The sequence below is a fragment of the Cryobacterium sp. TMT2-18-2 genome, from assembly GCF_004402245.1.
Taxonomy (GTDB): Bacteria; Actinomycetota; Actinomycetes; order Actinomycetales; family Microbacteriaceae; genus Cryobacterium; species Cryobacterium sandaracinum.
On the sequence record NZ_SOFU01000036.1, the window covers coordinates 173,501 to 193,359 of the forward strand.

A 19,859-nucleotide genomic window follows, 5' to 3' on the forward strand; every position below is an offset into this window, starting at 1 on the left:
TTTTCAACGAACGGAACTTGCCGGAGCGCGACGGCTCTCCCGCGGCCCTCAGCCGCGCCGGTACGTGCTGGGGGGTTCGCCGAAAGCGGTGCGGAAGATTCGGCTGAAGTGCGCGGGGTCGAGTAAACCCCACCGCGCGGAGATGACACCGACGGACCGGTCCGTGAGGATGGGGTCGCGCAGGTCCCGACGGCACCGTTCGAGCCGGCGTGCGCGGATCCAGCTGGACACCGTCGTGTCGGCCTCATGGAACACCTTGTGCAGCTGGCGGGTGGAAATGAAATGCGCGGCGGCGATGCCGGCGGGGGAGAGCTCCGGGTCGCCGAGTTCGGCCTCGATGTATTGACGGATGCTGGTGAGCAGGTCCCCATGCGTTCCGGCCACGGGTTCGCGGCGAATGCTCAACTCGCTCTCGAACATCGTGGCGACGAGGTCGACGGCGTTGTAGGCCAGGCGGTATCCGGTCGTGCCGGACAAGGCCTCGAGGTTCTCGGCGAGCTGCACCATGAACGGGCTGATCATCCGGCCGAGTCCCGCGTCTCCGGCCATTCTTCGTGCGGTGAGCTGGCCGACCGATTCGACCGGCAGGTCGAGGGCCTCGTGGGGGAACATCAGCACCAGGGTCCGGAAATTCTGCTCGAACGCGAGAGTGTAGGGGCGGTGCGTGTCGTAGACCGCGAGGTCGCCGGGGCGCAGGTGGGCTTCCCGGTTGTCCTGGATCAAGATGCCGTGCCCGGAGAGCTGCAGATTGAGTTTGAAATAGTGCCGGTCCGACCGGGAGATGAGCGCGGGGGTGCGCAGAACCTGATGGCCGTTGGCGGTGACCTCGACGATCGAGAGTTCATCGAGCACGCGGGAACGCAGCGTCCCCTGGAACTCCGTCGCATCCGAACGCACCTCCAGCGGAACGAAAGAGTCGGAGACCAGTGTGCGCCACTCGGCGAAGGTGTCCGCCCGGGCGCACTGCACCGGGTCGAAGACCCGATTTGGCGGGACGGTTACGGTCGTCAGGGTCACGGGTAGCTCCTTTGCCAGCGTGAACGCGTACACATATTTCCAGTAATTTAGCCCAGGCACGCAGCGTTTGTCACTTTTTTTCCACGTCTGTCGAAAAAAGGTGGAGGCTCAGTGTCCCTCGGCGATCAGCCGGAGGCAGGCATCCAGCTGCGCCACGAGCCGGGCCGGGGAGTTCTCGATCGGGGAGAGCACGGCGGTGATCTGGGCGCCGAGCACGAGGTTCATCAGGAGTCCCGCGAGGTCCTCGTCCGGAATGGGAGTGCGCAGCTCGGCGGCGGCCCTGGCTTCCCGGAGATGCCCGCACATGGTGTCGCGCCACTGCAACATCGCGGTCGCGTGCAGCTCGGCTTTCGAGGCATTCGTCAACGCCTTCTGCCAGAACGGGATGACGATGCGGGCCTCGCTGACCCGGATGTCATCCAGCGGGAGGATTTCGAGGCAGTAGGCCCGGAGAGCGCCCAGCCCGAAGCTGCCGACGGTGGCGTCGGTCATGCGCCGGCCCGTCTGGCTGAAAACGTGGCTGAACGCGAAGGCCAGGAGGTCGTCCTTGGTCGGGAAATACGGTTTCAGGGCGCCGTTGGCGAAGCCGGCCTCGGCGGCGATGTCCCGCATGGTCGCGCCTTCGATGCCGTGGCGGGCGATGATCCGCCAGGTCGCCTCGACCAATTCCACTCGTCGCCGGTCGTGGTCGACAACCTTCGGCATACTGCCCTCCCGCTGCATCGGGCAAAAAAAGCCCTTGCCAGCGAGCTTAGCGACCGCCTATGGTTCTACAACTATAGAAAATAGATTGCGGATGGATGCCTCCATCCGGCCGCTCACAGCCCCGGAAAGGGTAACCATGACTTCCGTTTCACTCGCAGTCACCGCCGCGTACGCCCTCGCGTCCGCGGAGGAGATCCTCTCGGTGCGCAGTCTTCTGGCCGATGCCGGCCTGCTCGATGAGAGCATCCGGGTGGCCTATCTGGGCTTGCTCGACCCGCCCCGCGGCGCCGCGGGGGAGTGCGACCGGCGGTTCCGGGTATTCCTGCACGACGTGTCGGGCTGCAGCGCGCCCCGGGACGTGACCGTGTCCGCCACCCGGCAGTCGGTCGAGTCCGTGGTCGTGCTCGACACCGCGGTGACCGGAGAGCTCCCGGTGCTCGAGGAGGAATTCGCCGCGGTCGAGGAACTGCTCACCCACGATGAACGCTGGCTCATGGCCCTGGCCGACCGCGGCCTCGACGTGGCCACCGTGCGGGTGGCGCCGCTGTCCGCGGGGGTCTTCGAATACCCGGAGGAGAAGGGCCGTCGCATCCTGCGCGGCCTCGCCTTCGTACAGGACTTCCCCGAGGACAGCGCCTGGGCGCACCCCATCGACGGCCTTGTCGCCTACGTGGACATCGTCAGCAGGACCGTCGATCAGGTGATCGACTTCGGCGTCGTCCCGATCCCGGCCGAGCACGGCAACTACACCGATCCCGTGTTGACCGGGCCGCTGCGTGAGACGCTCAAGCCGATCGAGATCACCCAGCCGGAGGGTCCAAGCTTCACCGTGACCGGCGGCAACCACGTCGAGTGGGAGAAGTGGAGCCTGGATGTGGGCTTCGACGTGCGTGAAGGGGTCGTGCTGCACAACATCGGCTTTGACGACAACGGAGTCCGGCGGTCTGTGATCAATCGGGCGTCGATCGCGGAGATGGTCGTGCCCTACGGAGACCCTGCGCCCGTGCGGTCCTGGCAGAACTACTTCGACACGGGCGAGTACCTGGTCGGCCAGTACGCCAATTCGCTGGAACTCGGTTGCGACTGCCTCGGCGACATCACCTATCTGAGCCCGGTCATCACGGATGGCTTCGGCAACCCGCGCACGATCCGGAACGGCATCTGCATGCACGAGGAGGACTGGAGCATCCTCGCCAAACACAGCGACCTCTGGTCGGGCATCGAATACACCCGACGCAACCGGCGCCTGGTGATTTCCTTCTTCACGACCGTGGGCAACTACGACTACGGCTTCTACTGGTACCTCTACCTCGACGGCACGATCGAGCTCGAGGCCAAGGCCACCGGCGTCGTGTTCACCAGCGCCTACCCCGGCAAGGACTATCCGTATGCCTCGGAGCTGGCCCCGGGTCTGGGTGCGCCGTTCCACCAGCACCTGTTCAGCGCCCGCCTGGACATGGCCCTTGACGGCAACACCAACCGGGTCGAGGAGGAGGAGGCCGTGCGCGTGCCGATGGGGCCCGGCAACGAGCGCGGGAACGCCTTCACGCGTCGGCGCACCCTCCTGGCCCGGGAATCCGAAGGGGTTCGCGAGGCCGACATGCGCAGCGGGCGCACCTGGCTCGTCTCCAACCCGAACGTGCTGAACCGGCTTGGTGAACCGGTCGGGTACAAGCTGTACCCGGAGGGCCAGCCGACCCTGCTGGCCGACGAGAACTCGTCCGTGGCCCGCCGGGCGGCCTTCGCGACCAAGGACCTGTGGGTGACCCGGTACGCCGAGGACGAGCGCTACCCGACCGGCGACTTCGTCAATCAGCACGCGGGCGGCGCCGGCCTGCCTGCCTACATCGAAGCCGACCGCGACATCGACGGCCAGGACATCGTGCTCTGGCACACGTTCGGCCTCACCCACTATCCGCGCATCGAGGACTGGCCGATCATGCCCGTGGACACCGCCGGATTCAAGCTGAGGCCCGATGGCTTCTTCGACCGCAGCCCGGTGCTCGATGTGCCGCCGTCGACGCCCGTCGAAGAGGGACACTGCCACTGCTGAGTATTCGGCGCGCCGGGGTCGAGGGGAGCCGGGGTTTCCCTCCCCGGCCGCGATCCGGCAGTCTGGGAGGATGGCCGAGAAGATGGTGCAGAACAACCAGACCGAGACCGGTCCCCGTGCAGCACGGGTGGCAGGCGCCGCCCGGCCGCCGCTGAGCCTGCCGGACGCCGTACGCCTGACGGCCCTGATCCGCATGAAGCGGCTCGCCATCGGCCTGCTCGTCCTGATGGCGGTGGTGTTCGCCACCTCGTTCGCGCTGCAGGAGAGCTACCCGTGGCTGCAGTACGTGCGCGCCGCGGCCGAGGGTGGCATGGTCGGCGCCATAGCGGACTGGTTCGCCGTGACGGCCCTGTTCCGGTACCCGCTCGGCCTGCGCATTCCGCACACGAACATCATCGCTAGCCGCAAGGACGAGATCGGTGCCAGCCTGGGTGAATTCGTCGAGACGAATTTCCTGTCCGAGGCGGTCATCCGTGGCAAGCTCGAGTCGCTGGGTGCGTCCCGTCGGCTCGGCGCGTGGCTCTCCCAGGAGGAGAACTCGCGTCGGCTCACCGACGAGGTCGCGGTGGCGGGCGCCGGCCTGCTCAACCTGCTCAGCGACGACGCGATCCAGGAGCTGATCGAAACCGTGGCCCGCGAGAACCTGCTGAAGCCGGAATGGGGTCCGACAATCGGGCACGTGGGGGCGCGGCTGGTCGAATCGGGGCAGCAGCACGCCGCCGTCGACCTGCTGCTGGAACGGGCCGAGGGCTGGCTGTTGGAGCATCCGGAGGCCTTCGGGCGGGCCGTGTCCCAGCGTCTGCCGACCTGGCTCCCCGGTTTCGTCGACAAGCTGGTCGACGACAAGGCGCACCGGGAGGTGCTCGCCTTCGTGGCCACCGTGCGTGCGGATGCCGCGCATCCGCTCCGCCAGGCCATCGATCGTTACCTCGTCGAGGTGACCGACGACCTGCAGCACGAGCCGGCGATGATCGAGCGGGTGGAGGCGCTCAAGCTCGACCTGCTCGACAGCGCCCGGCTGCGCGATTTCGCGAGCAAAACCTGGGAGGCCGCGAAGGTCTCCCTGACGGCGGCTCTGAACGACCCCTCGAGCGGGTTGCGCACGGGCATCCGCTCGACCGTCATGGAGGTCGGCGGGAGGCTGTCCACCGACCCGGCCCTCGGCGCCCGCATCGACCGGTGGCTGGCCGACAGTGCAAGCTACATCGTGCGCCGGTACCGGCACGAGATCGCCGAGGTGATCACGGAAACCGTCGCGCGGTGGGACGCGGCCGAGACGGCCGAGAAGATCGAACTGCAGATCGGAAAGGACCTCCAGTTCATCCGCATCAACGGCACCGTGGTGGGCGCGCTCGCCGGCCTGGTCATTTTCGCGCTCGCCCAGGCCGTTGTGGCACTGGTGTAACGCGGCCCTGTACTCCCGCCCCGAATGGGGGATACTTGAAATCCGGTCTTGGATACACCCTTGTGTCTTAGCAACAAAGGGGCATCTGTGCGGGAACTTATACGATGGGCGCTGGCTCCCGCCATGCGCACCTGGGCCGCCGCGTCCGAGCGCGGCTTCGGCAATGTCCCCATGCCCACGGATGCTCCGCAAGCGCACTCCGCGGGCATTGATCCCGACCGGATCCTCATCCTCGGCTCGGGGCTGGCGGTCGGCCGCGGGGTCATGAGCCACAACCTGGCACTACCCGGCTCGCTCGCCCGCGCCCTGTCCGCGCAGACCGGCCGCGGGGTCGACGTCGACCTCATCGTCAATCCCCGCATGACCGTCGCCACGGCCCTCCTCGAGCTGACCGGGGTGCGGCTCACCCGGTTCGACGCGATCGTGCTGGTCCTGGGCGTGAACGAGGCCGTGAACCTGGTTTCCCTCCGGGCCTGGCGGCGCGATCTGGCGAATCTGCTCCGGTTCCTCACGGCGTCATCGTCCCGCAGCACCCGCATCATCGTGGCGGGAATCCAGCCCATCCGGTCGATCCCTGTGTTCGATTCCAGGCTGGGAAATCTGGCAGAGCACCACGGCCGCCTCCTGAACCGGGTGACGGTACGGCTCGTTGCCGATTGCGGCGACGAGGTCCTGTTCGTGCCGTCCAGTGCGGCGCCGACGCCGCCGCCGGGCCGGTACCGGTCCACGGAGACGTATGCGCACTGGGCCGACGTTCTCGCCTCCCGGATGGCGCCGCTCCTCGGCGCCGACCGGGTCCCGACCCCTGACGCCGAACCGGTGCCCTCCGACGACCAGGCGAGGGCGAAGGAGGCGCGGCGCCAGCTCGCGGTCGACCAGCTCGGGATCGTCGACACCCCACCGGAGGAGCGCTTCGACCGCATCGCGGCACTGGCGCGCACCCTGTTCGGCACCCAGTCCGCGGCGCTCACGGTGATCGATGGCGATCGCCAGTGGCATAAGGCCCGCATCTGCGTGGCCGATGCCGAGTCACTGCGGTCCAATTCGTTCTGCGCGACCACCATCCAGGGCACCGCGGCGATGGTGATCCCGGATGCCCTCCTCGACGAGCGCTTCCGAGGCAATCCACTCGTGGTGGGTGAGCCGCAGATCAGGTTCTACGCCGGATTCCCGATCGAGTCGCCGTCGGGGGAGCTCATCGGGGCCCTCTGCGTGTTCGACTCGGAGCCGAGGGCGGCAGGAACCGTCGACCTCGTGCTGTTGCGGGAGTTGGCGCTGATGGTGCAGCGAGAACTCGCAAGCCCCTTCACCGCCGAGTAGCGAACGCGCCCGTAAACACGCTCGTGAACGCGCCCCTAGGCGGCGTGGGCGACACCGGCGGGTGCCGATCCGGGCGACAGGCGCGTGCGCGGGGCCGCGCCGATTACGGCTTTGTCCGGGACCCGCAGATCGCGTTCGACGACCGCTCCGGGGCTGAGCCGTGCCCCGCGACCGATCCGCACATAGCTGCCCAGCCGCGCGGCGCTGCCGACGACGACGTCCGCGCCGACGTGCACATTCTGGCCGATGAACACGTGAGAACCGATGACCGCGCCCAGGTCGATCCAACTGCCGGGGCCGATCCACGCCTCCGCCCCAACCCGCGCACCGCTCTCCACGTAGGCGGTTCGGGACACGAACGCCTCGGGATGCACGCGCGCGCTGGGGGACACCAGTCCGCGTCCGTTGGGGTGACGCCGGTATCGGGTGATGATCCCGGTCTCGATTTCAACTTCTTCATTCACTCTGCCCACGGGGCCTCCTTCTCAGGTCGTCGGCATCGGGCATGCCGGCACCATGTCAGAGAAGTATGGAGGAGCTACCCGAACGCCGCCCGAATCATCGCTGGGTGCTCGCCGGGAGTCCGGAGTCGACGCCGGGCCCGGGCGACACGCCGAGACCCGGGTTTGCACCGACGCTGATCCTGAGAGTGGGCCCCGTCGGGCTCGAACCGACGACCCAAGGATTAAAAGTCCTTTGCTCTACCAACTGAGCTAGAGGCCCGCGGTTAATAATGTACAGGGGATTCCGGATCCGTTTTTCTCGGTACCGTGGGAGAGGGTTTTCTGCAGACGAGACGGATGTGCCCACAGCGAACACGAAACCGAGCCCAGGAGGATGCCATGGCCGAGAATTTCCACAAGCCGACCCAGTTCTCCGGCAGCAAATTCGAGTCCTTCCAGGGGGGCGAAGACCCGGCAATGATCAGCCGGGTGGCGCATGAAACCGCGCACGCGCTTCTGGCCCGCGTGCGCAGCGACCCTGACCCCGACATCGTCGAGCGGCTCGTGACCTACACCGACGAGAACGGCGTCGACGCGGTGGCCGAACTCTGGTCGCGGGCAACGCCGCGCAGCCTGCCCGGGGCACTCTGGCGGATCTACCTGGTGCGGTTGCTCATCCGCCAGGATCCCGAGGGCACGGCGTTCCTCTACCAGCGCGGAACCGAGGTCACCGTGGCGATCGACCCGGTCGTCGCCGGGGCGGCAGTGCCCACGGGCACGGCGGAGATCATCGTCCTGGCCGACCAGATCTTGCGGGGGATCTTCACCGGGGATTTCGCCGTGGCACTCGACCGCGCAGCGGCGTTCTGCCGCGTCGTCTCCGTCGGCTGCACCAGCGTCGCGGACGACCTGGAGACGACCGAACCGCTCCGGTCCACCGAACTGACCACCCGCGCCCTCCGGTTCTCCACCACCGCCCAGGAGTTCGGCTCCTGCGCCCGGCTCTGGCGCAGTGACTCGCTGGACTGACCCGTCCGACTGATCGGTCCACCTGACCCGTGTGGACTGATCGGCCGCGAGCCGTCCCGCCGGGTGCGCGATCCGCATCCGAGTCGTTTACACTGGTCTCTGGTCGGGCCGCAGTAACCCCGGGCTCCAATATTCGCCGCTGTGAGCGGCCTCGCGCCGAGAGGCGTTCTGCGGTCCGGCCTTCACTCTCCCTCCGCCTGTTGTGACACACCAATCCGATTCGGGCTCCGCGTCGAACCATGGACGTGGACAAGACCTGAGATGCTTGTTCTCATGAGTGCTGAATTCAACGTCAACCGGGAGGGGACTGTTCCTGTCTCCCATGAGGAATTGATGGGCCGGGTGGCGCAGGGAGACGAAGGAGCATTTGGAGAGCTGTATGACCGGATGGCCGCGCGTGTTCTTGGTCTCGTTCGACGTCTGCTGGTTGATCCCTCGCAGTCGGAGGAAGTGACGCAGGAGATCTTCCTGGAGATCTGGCAGACGGCGACGAGGTACGAGGCCCAGCGCGGCGGGGCGTCGACCTGGATCCTGACCATGGCGCACCGCCGGGCGATCGACCGGATTCGGTCGTCGCAGGCCAGCCGCGACCGGGATATCAAAATCGGCATCCGGGATCTTGCGGTTGCCTACGACGAGGTGTCCGAAACGGTCGGAGTACGAATCGAGCACGAAAGGGTGGAAAAAGCGATGTCCAGATTGACGGAACTGCAACGCCAGGCGATCAGCCTCGCCTACTACGGCGGCCTCAGCCAGAGTGAAGTCGCCGAGCGGTTGCAGATCCCACTCGGAACTGTGAAAACGAGGCTGCGCGACGGCATGATCCGCCTGCGCGACGAGTTGGGAGTGGCGTCATGAGTGACAACAACCGGAATGACGACCCCCGCAGCGCCGCCGCGCAGAACCCGGGCGAGCTCGCCGGCGCCTACGCCCTCCACGCCCTGGGCGCGGAAGAGGCCGCCGTCTACGAGGAGCACCTCAAGGCATCCGAGCCGGCCCGCATCGAGGCGGCCGAGCTGAGTGACACCGCGGTGGCGCTGGGCCTTGCCGCCGCCCCCGTGCAACCCTCGGCCGGACTCAGGGCCTCCCTGATGGCTAAACTCGCCGCCACGCCGCAGCTCGCGCCCCGGCCGGCAGATCAGACGGCACCGGCCACCCCCGCACCGCGCGTCGATCCCGCGCCGATCCAGGGCGCCACTGCAGCGGGCAGCGCCACCGAGCGCGCCCGCCTGCGCTGGTTCCAGCGACCCGTCGGCGTTCTCGCGGCGGCCGCCGCGGCCGTCGCCCTCTTCGCGGGCGGCACCTTCGCCGGCCAATCCCTGGAGTCCGACCAATTCGAACAGGACCAGGCGGCCGGTCTCGTGCAAATCACGGCGGCCGCTGACATCCAGCGCGCGTCGGCGACCACCGCCGACGGTCAGGAAGCCACCCTGGTCTGGTCCGAAGAGAGCGGACTCTCAGCGCTCCTGGTCGACGACCTGCCTGACTTGCCGTCCGACCGGGACTACCAGCTCTGGTACATCGGCGGCTCAGGCGCGGTTCCCGCCGGAATCTTCGACTCGTCCGGCACCGGCACCGTCTGGCGCGTGCTCGACGGCAGCCTCACCGCCGGCGACACGATCGGCGTCACGGTCGAGCCGAAGGGCGGCTCCGAGCAGCCCACCAGCGACCCGATCCTCGCCATCCAGAGCTCCTGAGTTGCTCGAGCTGAGTCGATCCCGACCCGACCCCGATCCTGACCTGTTCCTGACCCGATCCTCTATGCTCGTCAAATGACTGTTCGGCGAATGACGCTGCCCTTCACCCTGCTCCTCGACCCGGTTCCCGCCGACGCGCCGCAGACGGAATTCGACGACACGTTCCACGAGGTGGACTCGGACGCCCCGGCGTTGCGGGTGGGGGAGTTGAGCGCCCAGCGGGGCGACGGCGTCTTCGAGACCCTTGGCGTGGTCGGCGGCCACCCGCAGGCGGTCGGCCCACACCTTGCCCGGCTGGGCACCTCGGCCGCGACCTGTGAGCTGCCCGAGCCGAACACGGCCCAGTGGCGGGCCGCGATCGCGCACGTGGTCGACCGCGTCCCGCACGAGGGTGAAGTCGTGCTCAAACTCGTCTACAGCCGCGGTGTCGACTCCGGCCCGGCACCCACGGCCTGGCTTCACGCGACACCTGCGCCCGACTTCGCCGTCGTCCGCGAGGACGGCATCCGGGCGGTCACGCTGGACCGCGGCTACCCGCACGGCGTCGCAGAGCAGGCGCCCTGGCTCCTGATGGGCGCGAAGACGCTCAGCTATGCGGTCAACATGGCCGCCCTCAGGGAGGCCCGCCGCCGCGGCGCCGACGACGCGATCTTCCTCACCCACGACGGCTTCGTGCTCGAGGGGCCCACCTCGAGCGTGATGCTCTGCAGGGGCGACGTCTACGTCTCTCCCCTGCCGAGCGGAGCAATCCTGCACGGCACCACCCAACAGAGCGCGTTCGAGCATCTTCGGGCCGCAGGGGAGCGCACGGAATACCGCGACGTGAGCGTCGACGAGCTACGGTCGGCGGATTCCGTGTGGCTGCTCTCCAGCCTGCGCCTGGCCGTGCACGTGACCGAACTCGATGGCAGACCGATGCCCGTCGACTCCGAGCGCACCCGCACCCTCAACGCCGCCCTGCTGGCCCGCACCGTCTGACGCACCAGCCGCAGCCCGTCGCCCGGCAGCCCGCGTGCTAACCAATCTCCGTCGAATTCGTTCGGGGCACGGAGCCAGGGCGCAGTGCTGTTCGCGCGCCAGGCACGGAACCGGGCCTAGCCGAAGCGGCCGGAGACGTAGTCCTCGGTGGCCTGCTCGCTCGGGTTGGAGAAGATCGTGGTCGTGTCGTCGTACTCGATCAACTTGCCGGGCTTGCCGGTGCCGGCGATGTTGAAGAATCCGGTGCGGTCGGAGACCCGGGATGCCTGCTGCATATTGTGAGTGACGATCACAATCGTGTAGTCGGCCTTCATCTCCTCGATCAGGTCCTCGATCGCCAGCGTCGAGATCGGGTCGAGGGCCGAGCACGGCTCGTCCATCAGGATGACGTCGGGCTGCACCGCGATCGCGCGTGCGATGCAGAGGCGCTGTTGCTGCCCTCCGGAGAGGCTCGAGCCGGGCTTGTCGAGGCGGTCCTTGACCTCTTTCCAGAGGTTCGCGCCCTGCAGCGACTTCTCGATCAGATCGTCGGCGTCGGACTTGGCCATCCGGCGGTTGTTGAGCTTCACGCCGGCCAGCACGTTGTCGCCGATCGACATGGTCGGGAATGGGTTCGGGCGCTGGAACACCATGCCCACCTGGCGGCGCACGAGCACCGGGTCGACGCCCGGGCCATAGAGGTTGTTGCCGTCGATGAGTACATCGCCCGTGACGTAGGCCCCGGGGATGACCTCGTGCATGCGGTTCAGCGTGCGCAGGAACGTGGACTTGCCGCATCCGCTGGGGCCGATCAGGGCCGTCACGGTACGAGGCTCGATCACCAACGACACGTCTTCGACAGCCAGAAACTTGCTGTAGTAGACGTTGAGGTCGTTGACTTCAATGCGCTTGGACATGCATTCCTTTGGATCAGACGGCCGAGGCCGGGAGGTGGAGCCTAGCGGCCGAGCTTGGGGGAGAAGATTTTGGCGATGACGCGCGCGCCCAGGTTCAATAGCATCACGATCAAGATGAGCGTCAGAGCGCCGGCCCAGGCACGGTCGAGGTAGGACTGAGTGTCTGCGCCCTGGTTGGCGTACTGGGTGTAGACGAACACGGGCAGGGTCATCATGCGCTCGTTGAACAGGTCGTAGTTCATGCTGGCCGTGAACCCGGAGATGATCAGCAGCGGCGCCGTCTCACCGATCACGCGGGAGATCGAGATCATGATCCCGGTCACGATCCCGGCGAGGGATGTCGGCAGCACGACCTTGACGATGGTCAGCCATTTCGGCACACCGAGCGCGTATGCCGCCTCGCGCAGCTCGTTGGGAACAAGCTTCAGCATTTCCTCGCTCGAACGAACGACGACGGGGATCATCAACACTGTGAGGGCGATGGCGCCGCCGAATCCGAAACGGATGCCGGGGTCGTTGAACAGGAGAGAGAACAGGGCGAACGCGAAGAGTCCCGCGACGATCGACGGGATGCCGGTCATGACGTCGACGAAGAACGTGATCGCCCGCGCGAGCCGGCCTCGGCCGTACTCGGTGAGGTAGATCGCTGCGAGGAGGCCGATCGGCACCGAAATGAGCGTGGCCACACCGGTGATCAGCAGCGTGCCGATGACGGCGTGCAAGGCTCCGCCGCCCTCGCCCACGACGTTGCGCTGGGATTGCGTGAAAAAGCTCGGGGTGAGGAACGCCGGCAGTCCGTTGACCAGGGTGGTTATGACGAGCGAGAAGAGCGGCAGCAGGGCGACCACGAAGGCCACGGTCACGAGGGCGGTGACCAGGCGGTCCTTGGCCTTGCGCACGCCCTCGACGAAGTACGAGAGCAGGTAGATGGCGACGCAGTAGACGGCGGTGCCGAAGAAGAGCGTTCCGACGACGTTGAATCCCTCGGCGGCGCCGGAGAGCATCACCACGAAGAAAAACGCGCCTGTGACCAGCCAGCTGGCCAGGAGCACTGCCAGAGAGGTGTGCCGAGGAAGCTTGCCCGCGGTGAGGGAGTTCGTCAGGGGCGCGGCCGTGTTCGTGGTCGTCAGGCTCATCAGTTCGCTCCGGAGAATGCCTTGCGGCGGTTGATGATGACGCGGGCGATCATATTCACCACGAGCGTGATGACGAAGAGAATGAGGCCCGTCGCGAGCAGAATGTTGACGCCGACCCCGTGCGCCTCCGGAAAGTTGAGGGCGATGTTCGCGGCGATTGTGGTGGGGTTCTGCGAGGTCAGAAGCTGGAAGATGACGTCCCGGCTCGGTGAGAGCACCATGGCGACGGCCATGGTTTCACCCAGGGCCCGGCCGAGGCCGAGCATCGAGGCGGAGATGATCCCGGCGCGGCCGAAGGGCAGCACGGCCATGGTGATCATTTCCCAGCGAGTTGCGCCGAGGGCCAGTGAGGCCTCCTCGTACAGCACGGGGGTCTGCAGGAAGATCTCCCGGGACAGCGCCGTGATGATCGGCAAGACCATGACGGCCAGCACGATGGCGACCGTGAGCGTCGTGCGCCCGGTGCCGGAAACCGGGCCGGCAAAGAGGGGGATCCAGCCGAACCACTCGACCAGGTTCGTGTAGAACGGCTGCACGAGCGGAGCGAGCACGCCGATGCCCCACAGCCCGAAGACGACGGAGGGCACGGCGGCGAGAAGGTCGATCAGGTAGCCCAGGCCCTGCGCGAGCTTGCGGGGGGCATAGTGCGAGATGAAGAGCGCGATGCCGATGGCGACGGGCACGGCCATGATCAGCGCGAGGAACGCCGACCAGAGTGTGCCGAACGCGAGCGGCCAGACATACGACCAGAAGTTGCTGGTGTCACCCTTGAACTCCTCCGGGTCGGCGAGAAAGGCCGGCAGGCTCTGCACGACCAGGAAGGCCGCGACGGCGGCGAGAATCGCCAGGATGAGGCTGCCGGCCACAATCGTGCTCGTGGAAAAGATGCGGTCGCCGGGGCGTTCCTTGGCCTTGAGCGAGGGTCGCTCTACTGCGGTCGTCATGCCGGGTATCTCCCTGGGAGGGTTGGGGCGAAAGCTGAGAAAGAGAGGTTCGGGTCACAGGCCACGAACCCCAGTCTGCCCGACCCGGAGCTCGCAAGCCATGCGAGTCCCGGATCGGGCAGCTGAGGAACGGTGAAGCAGGTGCTACTTGATGGTCTCGAGAACCGCTGCGACCTTGTCCTGAAGTTCGGTCGTCATCGGTGCCGCGCCGGCGGATGCTTCCGCTTCGGCCTGGCCCTCGGCGCTGGCCATGTAGCCGACGTAGGCCTTGACGAGCTCAGCCTGGGCGGGGTCGGCGTACTCGGTGCAAACGATCGCGTAGCTGACCAGGACCAGCGGGTACTCGGCCGGGTTGTCGGTCATGCGGTTGAGGTCGAACGCGAGGTCGTTGGCTTCGCGGCCCTCGACGAGAGGCGAACCGTCGACGACGGCGGCGGCGGCTTCGGCGCTGTACGCGACGAACTCGTCACCGACCTTGAGCTTGGCGACCCCGAGGTCTCCGGCGCGCGACGCGTCGGCGTAGCCGATCGTGCCCACGCCGTTGGTGACGGCGTCGACGACACCCGAGGTGCCCTGCGCACCCTCACCGGTCTGGAACGGGAAGGTATCGGAAGCCTTCTCGGTCCACACGTCCGGGGCATTCTGGCCAAGGTAGTCCGCGAAGTTCTTCGTGGTGCCCGAGTCGTCCGAGCGGTGCACGGCGGTGATCGCGGTCGACGGGAGCGAGACGCCCTCGTTCAGGGCGACCAGGGCCGGGTCGTTCCAGGTGGTGATGGCGCCGGAGAAGATCTTGGCCAGCGTGTCGGCGTCGACGTTGAGGTCGTCGACCCCATCGACGTTGAAGATCACGGCGATGGGCGAGATGTAGACGGGAAGGTCGACCGCGGTGGTGTCCGCTGCGCAGGAACCGAAGGTTCCGGCGAGCTCGTCGTCGCTCAGGTAGGAGTCGGAGCCTGCGAAGTCGGAACCACCGGCGATGAACGCCTCGCGACCTGCGCCGGAACCGGACGGGTCGTAGTTGATGGTGACGTCCGGGTTCGAGGTCTGGAACGCTGAGATCCAGGCTTCCTGGGCTGAGCCCTGGGAGGACGCGCCGCCGGCGTTGATCGTGCCGGTGAGGGCGCTGGCGGAGTCGGACTCCGGTGCGGCGCCTTCGTTCGCGGCGCAGGAAGACAGTGCCAGTGCGGCGACGACGGCGATGACCGCGGGTCGGCCAAAACGCATGAAATTCACAGATATCCCTTTCGAGGGTTGACTTCATAACAAGTGACTGCTGGTTCGAGGCCGGTGCTGGCCTCACCGTGACCATATTCCGCCTGGTTAACGACACCCCTGCGAAAAGGTTAACGGAAGGTGAACGCGGCGGGGCAGGCCGAAAGAAGCAGCGGGGCATGCACCGAATACCGTGGTCAGAGGGCCGGCGAGTGTGTTTCGATCGCGACGATTCCCGCGCTCGGATTGTCGGCGGAGAGGTGCACCACCGAGAACGACCCGGTGTCGAGGGCCGCCGCGTCGGAGATGTACGCACCGTGGGTGGTGCCGGTGGCCAGCGCGATCTCGTGCAGGATCTCGGGGAGAACCGGCCCGTGGCTGCAGATCACGGCAGTCTTCCGCGACCGCACCCGCTTGCCGATGCCGGAACGGACATCCGCCAGGCCCTGCTCGAACGCGTCCTGGCTGTAGCGTTCGGTGCGCTTGATCTGGATGCCGGTGGCCGCCGCGAGCGGGGCCACGGTGGTCACGCAGCGGGTCGCCGTGCTCGACACGATCCGCAGGGGCTGCCAGGCGGTGATCGTGGGCACGATGGCGGCGGCCTGCTTGACGCCGCGCTCGGTCAGCGGCCGGCTGCAGTCGGGGCCGTCCCAGCTGCCGGGCTGCACGGCCTTGCCGTGGCGGAGCGCGATCAGGGCGAAGGTGCGGGTGACACCGGTGTCGACGAGCTTGGCGAACGCGTCGATGATCTCCACATCGGGCGTGTAACTGAGGTAGGTGCGGGCCTTCTTGATGGTGACCCACTCGATCGCCGCGACCTCGCCGTTGGGCACGAAGGTCGAGTGCTGGATGGCCTCGGGCGTGATTTCCGCGGCCCAGTAGTGCACGATCTTCTCGCGGCCGTTGAGCAGCGAGTAGGCGGATATGCCCAGTGGCACGCCGAGGGCCACGGCGAGGCCGGTCTCCTCTCCGATCTCGCGCACGGCCGTCTGCGGCAGGGTCTCGCCTGGGTCGACCTTCCCTTTGGGAATGGTCACGTCGCCGTACACGGTGCGATGGATCAGGAGAACGTGGATCTTGCTGTCGATCAGGCGCCAGCAGACGGCGCCCGCAGCGTAGATGGCAGGGTCGCTCATCGGCGCCCCGTCGGGCGCTTGCGGAGGGAGATTTGTTGCATGAGCCTGTTCTGCATGTCGTCGAGCGGATGGCCGGAGCCGTCCAGGTGGTGGCGCGTCCATTCGCCCGAGCTGTCCAGCCACCACGATGAGGTGCGGTCGTCCATGGCCCGGGTGAAGAGGGCGTCGATTTCGGTCAGGTGGTCAGGGTCGACGAGGCGCACCAGCGCCTCGACCCGGCGGTCGAGGTTGCGGTGCATCATGTCGGCGCTGCCGATGTAGACCTGCGGGTCACCGTTGGTGTGGAACGAGAAGATCCGGGAGTGCTCCAGGTATCGCCCGAGAATCGAGCGCACCTTGATGGTCTCGCTCATCCCGGGGACCCCGGGCTTCAGGCTGCAGATGCCGCGCACCCAGATCTCGATCGGCACGCGCGCCTGGCTGGCCCGGTACAGGGCGTCGATGATGGCCTCGTCGACCATGGAGTTCACCTTGATCCGGATGCCCGACGGCTTGCCGGCCTGGGCGGCCGCGGTTTCCGTCGCGATACTCTTGAGCAGGGCGCGGCGCAGGTGCAGCGGCGCCACCAGCAGGCGCTTGAACTTCTTCTCGATCGCGTAGCCGGAGAGTTCGTTGAACAGGCGGGTGAGGTCCTTGCCCACCTGCGGGTCCGCGGTCAGGAGCCCGAGGTCTTCGTAGAGGCGGCTGGTTTTGGGGTTGTAGTTGCCGGTGCCGATGTGGCTGTAGTGGCGCAAAACGCCGTCTTCGTTCCGCACCACGAGCGCGAGTTTGCAGTGCGTCTTCAGGCCCACGAGGCCGTAGACCACGTGCACGCCGGCCTTCTCGAGCTTGCGGGCCCAGGTGATGTTGGCCTGTTCGTCGAAGCGGGCCTTGATCTCCACCAGGGCGAGTACCTGCTTACCCGACTCGGCGGCTGCGATCAGCGCCTCGACGATGGGGCTGTCACCCGAGGTACGGTACAGGGTCTGCTTGATGGCGAGCACGTCCGGGTCGGCCGCGGCCTGCTCGAGGAACGCCTGCACGCTGGTCGCGAACGATTCGTACGGGTGATGCAGCAGGATGTCCCGGCGCGAGATGGCGCTGAAGATGTCCGGTTCCGCGTTCGGTTCCGGGGCGAGCAGCTGAACGGCCGTCGTCGGCACGTGCTTCACGTAGCGAAGGTCCGGGCGGTCGATCCGCAGGTCGAACAGGCCGCCCAGGTCGAGCGGGGCCGGCAGGCGATACACCTCCTGGTCGGTGACGTCCAGCTCGCGCACGAGCAGGCCGAGGGTGACCTCGTCCATGTCTTCGGTGATCTCGAGACGGATGGGCGGGCCGAACCGGCGGCGCAGCAGCTCCTTCTCGAGGGCCTTGATCAGATTCTCGGTCTCGTCCTCTTCGATCTCGACGTCTTCGTTGCGGGTGACCCGGAAGACGTGATGCTCGAGGATGTCCATGCCCGGGAACAGGTCCCCGAGATGGTTCGCGATCAGGTCCTCGAGCGTGATGAAGCGCACGCTGTCTGCCTTCTCGCGGCGGTCCACGCGCACGAAGCGGGGGAGCATGGTGGGCACCTTGAGCCGGGCGAACTCCTGCTTGCCGGTTTTGGAGTTGCGCACCCGGACCGCGAGGTTCAGCGAGAGACCGGAGATGTAGGGGAATGGATGCACCGGGTCGACCGCGAGGGGCATCAGCACCGGGAAGATCTGGTTCGAGAAGTAGTCGCGCAGGGAACGGCGGTCGGCGTCGTCCAGGGTGTCCCAGTTGACGATGTCGATCCCGGCTTCGGCGAGGGCCGGGCTGACGAGGTCCTGGAAGGCGTGCGCGTGCCGCGCCTGCAGAACGTGGGCCGTGGTGGAAATGTCGGAGAGGGCGTCCTGCGGGGCGCGCCCGATGTTGGTCGGCACGGCCAGCCCGGTGAGGATGCGGCGCTTCAGGCCGGCGACCCGCACCATGAAGAATTCGTCGAGGTTGCTGGCGAAAATGGCCAGGAAGTTCGCCCGTTCCAGAGCCGGGAGATCGGAGTCCTCCGCGAGCTCGAGCACCCGCTGGTTGAAGGCCAGCCAGCTCAGTTCCCGGTCGAGGTAGCGCTCGGTGGGGAGCGCCGGATCGTTCACGCCGATCAGGGGATCGAAATCATCGTCAAAGTCGCTGCCCAGGCCCGAGTCGGTCTGGATGTTGTCGCCGTCCATTCAACCATCTTGACACTGCAGACCGCGCGAATGCGACGATCTTGGATGAACACTGGTCAACGCGGGCTCCGACGGTACTGCACATCGATCGTTCGCTCGGTAAACCCGAGCGAACGATACAGGGCCACCGCGGCGGCGCTGTCGGCCTCCACATACAGGTCCGCGGTACGGCACCCGCGCTCGCGGAGGCGATCGAGCCCGGCCAGCATGAGACGGCGGCCGACGCCGCGGCCGGCGGCATCCGGGTGCACGCCGACGACGTAGATCTCACCCACCGGGGAGCCTGACTCGACCTTCAACCAGTTGTAGCCGATCATCCGACCGGTACCGGTGCCGGTGCCGGTGCCGGTGCCGAAGCCGGTGTCGCGGGCCACCAGGAAATCACCGGCCGAGAACCACGGTTCGGCACAGCGGGCGGCCAGATCGCTCGCGGTCAGAGACCCCTGCTCCGGGTGCGCGGCGAACACCAGCGCGTTCAGCGCCACCCACTCCGCGTCGTCCGGTCCGGGCCGGAACGCGTCGATCCGGATGGCGGCACGGATGCCGGTGCGGTCAGGGACCCCGGGCTCGGCCGGCGCGCTGCCGGCTGACTCCGCCGTCAGGTCCAGCCGCAGCTGCAGCAGGGTGCGCTCGGCCGTGAAAGCGAACCGGTCGGCGAGCGCCCGGGCAGCGGGGTGGTCTCCGTGCGACCAGATCGTCAGCTCCCCGGGCGCGGCGGCCAGGATTTCGGCCAGGGCGGCCGCGCCGTGCCCGTGCCGGCGTCGGGCCGGGTCGACGACGAGGTCGAGTTCGCCGGCGCCGAGGATGCCCGCACCCACGACGACGTTCCCGTCCTTCTCCACGACCAGGAACGGGGCGCGGTGCCCCGCGGCCACGTCGAAAAGGGACTGTTCGTTGAACGGCGCGTAGCCGTCGCCCTGGGTGGCGGCGGCGCTGACGCGGTGGAACTCGGCCGCAAAGGCGGCATCCGTCAGATCAGGCGAAAACCGGATGAATGCCACGGGTACCGTCCTGCTCCTGCACATTCAAGCGGTAGCCCACGTTGCGCACGGTGCCGATCAGGGATTCCTGGTCGCCGAGCTTGGCCCGCAGCCGTCGCACGTGCACGTCCACCGTGCGGGTGCCGCCGAAGTAGTCGTAGCCCCAGACCTCGCTGAGGAGCTGTTCCCGGGTGAAGACCCGCGACGGATGCGCGGTCAGAAAGCGCAGGAGCTCGAATTCCTTGTAGGTGAGGTCCAGCGGCCGGCCGTGCACCTTGGCGGAATAGCTGGCCTCGTCGATGATGACCCCGGCGGCGCGGATGGTGGCGGATTCCTCCGCGCGGGGCACGCGCCCGACGGCGAGACGGATGCGCGCATCCACCTCGGCCGGCCCGGCCGTCTCGAGGATGACGTCGTCGACGCCCCAGTCCGGGCTCACCGCGGCCAGGCCGCCCTCCGTGATCACGAGCAGCAGCGGAACGGAGTTTCCCGTGGTACGCAGAATCTGGCAGAGCGACTTGGCCGCCATCAGATTGGAACGGGCATCGACGAGCATGAGGTCGGCGTCGGGCGCCGTCACGAGCTGGTCCGGCTGGGCGGGGATGGTGCGCGCGCCGTGTGACAGCAGGGCGAGGGCGGGAAGAACGTCACTGTTGACCGCCGAGGTCAGGATCAACAACTGGGCCACACTCACCCTCCAAGGATTGTGCGCTCAATCCTAGCGTGCCGCGGAAAGG

18 protein-coding genes and 1 tRNA gene are annotated in these 19,859 nt (G+C 67.3%); 7 read left to right on the top strand and 12 right to left on the bottom strand.

Annotated elements, in window-relative coordinates; all coding sequences use genetic code 11:
• Nucleotides 1-48: 48 nt before the first annotated feature.
• Nucleotides 49-1,011 carry a helix-turn-helix domain-containing protein gene (locus tag E3O22_RS11955; RefSeq protein WP_241976645.1) on the bottom strand — a complete coding sequence of 321 codons (963 nt, stop codon included), beginning with the start codon at nt 1,009-1,011 and terminating at the stop codon, nt 49-51.
• A 114-nt stretch (nt 1,012-1,125) separates the two neighbouring features.
• A complete protein-coding gene (locus tag E3O22_RS11960; protein ID WP_134395056.1) occupies nt 1,126-1,722 on the bottom strand; it encodes a TetR/AcrR family transcriptional regulator in 597 nt (198 codons plus the stop codon).
• A gap of 136 nt (nt 1,723-1,858) precedes the next feature.
• On the opposite strand from E3O22_RS11960, the gene E3O22_RS11965 reads away from it, so the two are divergent.
• The 3 genes from E3O22_RS11965 to E3O22_RS11975 all read left to right on the top strand — a co-directional run bounded on the left by E3O22_RS11965 (nt 1,859) and on the right by E3O22_RS11975 (nt 6,500).
• The gene (locus tag E3O22_RS11965) at nt 1,859-3,775 is read left to right on the top strand and encodes a primary-amine oxidase (protein WP_134395055.1); all 1,917 of its coding nucleotides are present in this window, start codon (nt 1,859-1,861) and stop codon (nt 3,773-3,775) included.
• Between the two features lie 70 nt (nt 3,776-3,845).
• Nucleotides 3,846-5,180: a DUF445 domain-containing protein gene (locus E3O22_RS11970; RefSeq protein WP_241976629.1), complete on the top strand. Its 1,335-nt coding sequence runs from the start codon at nt 3,846-3,848 to the stop codon at nt 5,178-5,180.
• Between the two features lie 123 nt (nt 5,181-5,303).
• Nucleotides 5,304-6,500 (top strand): GAF domain-containing protein, encoded by a 1,197-nt coding sequence (locus E3O22_RS11975; RefSeq protein WP_134395054.1) that lies wholly within the window; start codon nt 5,304-5,306, stop codon nt 6,498-6,500.
• Between the two features lie 35 nt (nt 6,501-6,535).
• Here the strand turns inward: E3O22_RS11975 and E3O22_RS11980 are convergent, their stop codons facing one another.
• Together E3O22_RS11980 and E3O22_RS11985 are read right to left on the bottom strand one after the other, a co-directional pair.
• Nucleotides 6,536-6,973: a hypothetical protein gene (locus tag E3O22_RS11980; protein ID WP_134395053.1), complete on the bottom strand. Its 438-nt coding sequence runs from the start codon at nt 6,971-6,973 to the stop codon at nt 6,536-6,538.
• Between the two features lie 177 nt (nt 6,974-7,150).
• Nucleotides 7,151-7,223, bottom strand: a tRNA-Lys gene (locus E3O22_RS11985).
• Between the two features lie 119 nt (nt 7,224-7,342).
• On the opposite strand from E3O22_RS11985, the gene E3O22_RS11990 reads away from it, so the two are divergent.
• From E3O22_RS11990 to E3O22_RS12005, 4 genes are all read left to right on the top strand, one after another.
• Complete coding sequence (locus E3O22_RS11990) at nt 7,343-7,972, top strand: DNA-directed RNA polymerase subunit beta (protein ID WP_134395052.1); 630 nt, start codon at nt 7,343-7,345, stop codon at nt 7,970-7,972.
• A 273-nt stretch (nt 7,973-8,245) separates the two neighbouring features.
• Nucleotides 8,246-8,830 (top strand): ECF RNA polymerase sigma factor SigK, encoded by a 585-nt coding sequence (sigK, locus tag E3O22_RS11995; RefSeq protein ID WP_134395051.1) that lies wholly within the window; start codon nt 8,246-8,248, stop codon nt 8,828-8,830.
• Entirely contained in the window at nt 8,827-9,669 is an 843-nt protein-coding gene (locus tag E3O22_RS12000; RefSeq protein WP_134395050.1) for an anti-sigma factor domain-containing protein, read from the top strand. Before sigK ends, E3O22_RS12000 begins: the two co-directional genes overlap by 4 nt.
• A 75-nt stretch (nt 9,670-9,744) precedes the next feature.
• Nucleotides 9,745-10,647, top strand: coding sequence for an aminodeoxychorismate lyase (locus E3O22_RS12005; RefSeq protein WP_241976630.1), 903 nt, complete (start codon nt 9,745-9,747; stop codon nt 10,645-10,647).
• Nucleotides 10,648-10,763: 116 nt separating this feature from the next.
• On the opposite strand, the gene pstB is transcribed toward E3O22_RS12005, so the two are convergent.
• The 8 genes from pstB to E3O22_RS12045 all read right to left on the bottom strand — a co-directional run bounded on the left by pstB (nt 10,764) and on the right by E3O22_RS12045 (nt 19,810).
• Nucleotides 10,764-11,543 (bottom strand): phosphate ABC transporter ATP-binding protein PstB, encoded by a 780-nt coding sequence (gene pstB / locus E3O22_RS12010; RefSeq protein ID WP_134395049.1) that lies wholly within the window; start codon nt 11,541-11,543, stop codon nt 10,764-10,766.
• A gap of 41 nt (nt 11,544-11,584) precedes the next feature.
• Nucleotides 11,585-12,679: a phosphate ABC transporter permease PstA gene (gene pstA / locus E3O22_RS12015; RefSeq protein ID WP_134395048.1), complete on the bottom strand. Its 1,095-nt coding sequence runs from the start codon at nt 12,677-12,679 to the stop codon at nt 11,585-11,587.
• A complete protein-coding gene (gene pstC, locus E3O22_RS12020) occupies nt 12,679-13,623 on the bottom strand; it encodes a phosphate ABC transporter permease subunit PstC (RefSeq protein ID WP_134395047.1) in 945 nt (314 codons plus the stop codon). The genes pstA and pstC overlap by 1 nt, the downstream gene beginning before the upstream one ends.
• 144 nt (nt 13,624-13,767) lie before the next feature.
• A complete protein-coding gene (pstS, locus tag E3O22_RS12025; protein WP_370448412.1) occupies nt 13,768-14,856 on the bottom strand; it encodes a phosphate ABC transporter substrate-binding protein PstS in 1,089 nt (362 codons plus the stop codon).
• Between the two features lie 176 nt (nt 14,857-15,032).
• Complete coding sequence (locus tag E3O22_RS12030) at nt 15,033-15,971, bottom strand: NUDIX domain-containing protein (protein WP_134395045.1); 939 nt, start codon at nt 15,969-15,971, stop codon at nt 15,033-15,035.
• Complete coding sequence (locus E3O22_RS12035) at nt 15,968-18,142, bottom strand: RNA degradosome polyphosphate kinase (RefSeq protein ID WP_134395044.1); 2,175 nt, start codon at nt 18,140-18,142, stop codon at nt 15,968-15,970. The genes E3O22_RS12030 and E3O22_RS12035 overlap by 4 nt, the downstream gene beginning before the upstream one ends.
• A 56-nt stretch (nt 18,143-18,198) precedes the next feature.
• Complete coding sequence (gene mshD, locus E3O22_RS12040; RefSeq protein ID WP_241976631.1) at nt 18,199-19,143, bottom strand: mycothiol synthase; 945 nt, start codon at nt 19,141-19,143, stop codon at nt 18,199-18,201.
• Nucleotides 19,118-19,810: a response regulator transcription factor gene (locus E3O22_RS12045; protein ID WP_134395042.1), complete on the bottom strand. Its 693-nt coding sequence runs from the start codon at nt 19,808-19,810 to the stop codon at nt 19,118-19,120. The genes mshD and E3O22_RS12045 overlap by 26 nt, the downstream gene beginning before the upstream one ends.
• Between the last annotated feature and the right edge of the window lie 49 nt (nt 19,811-19,859).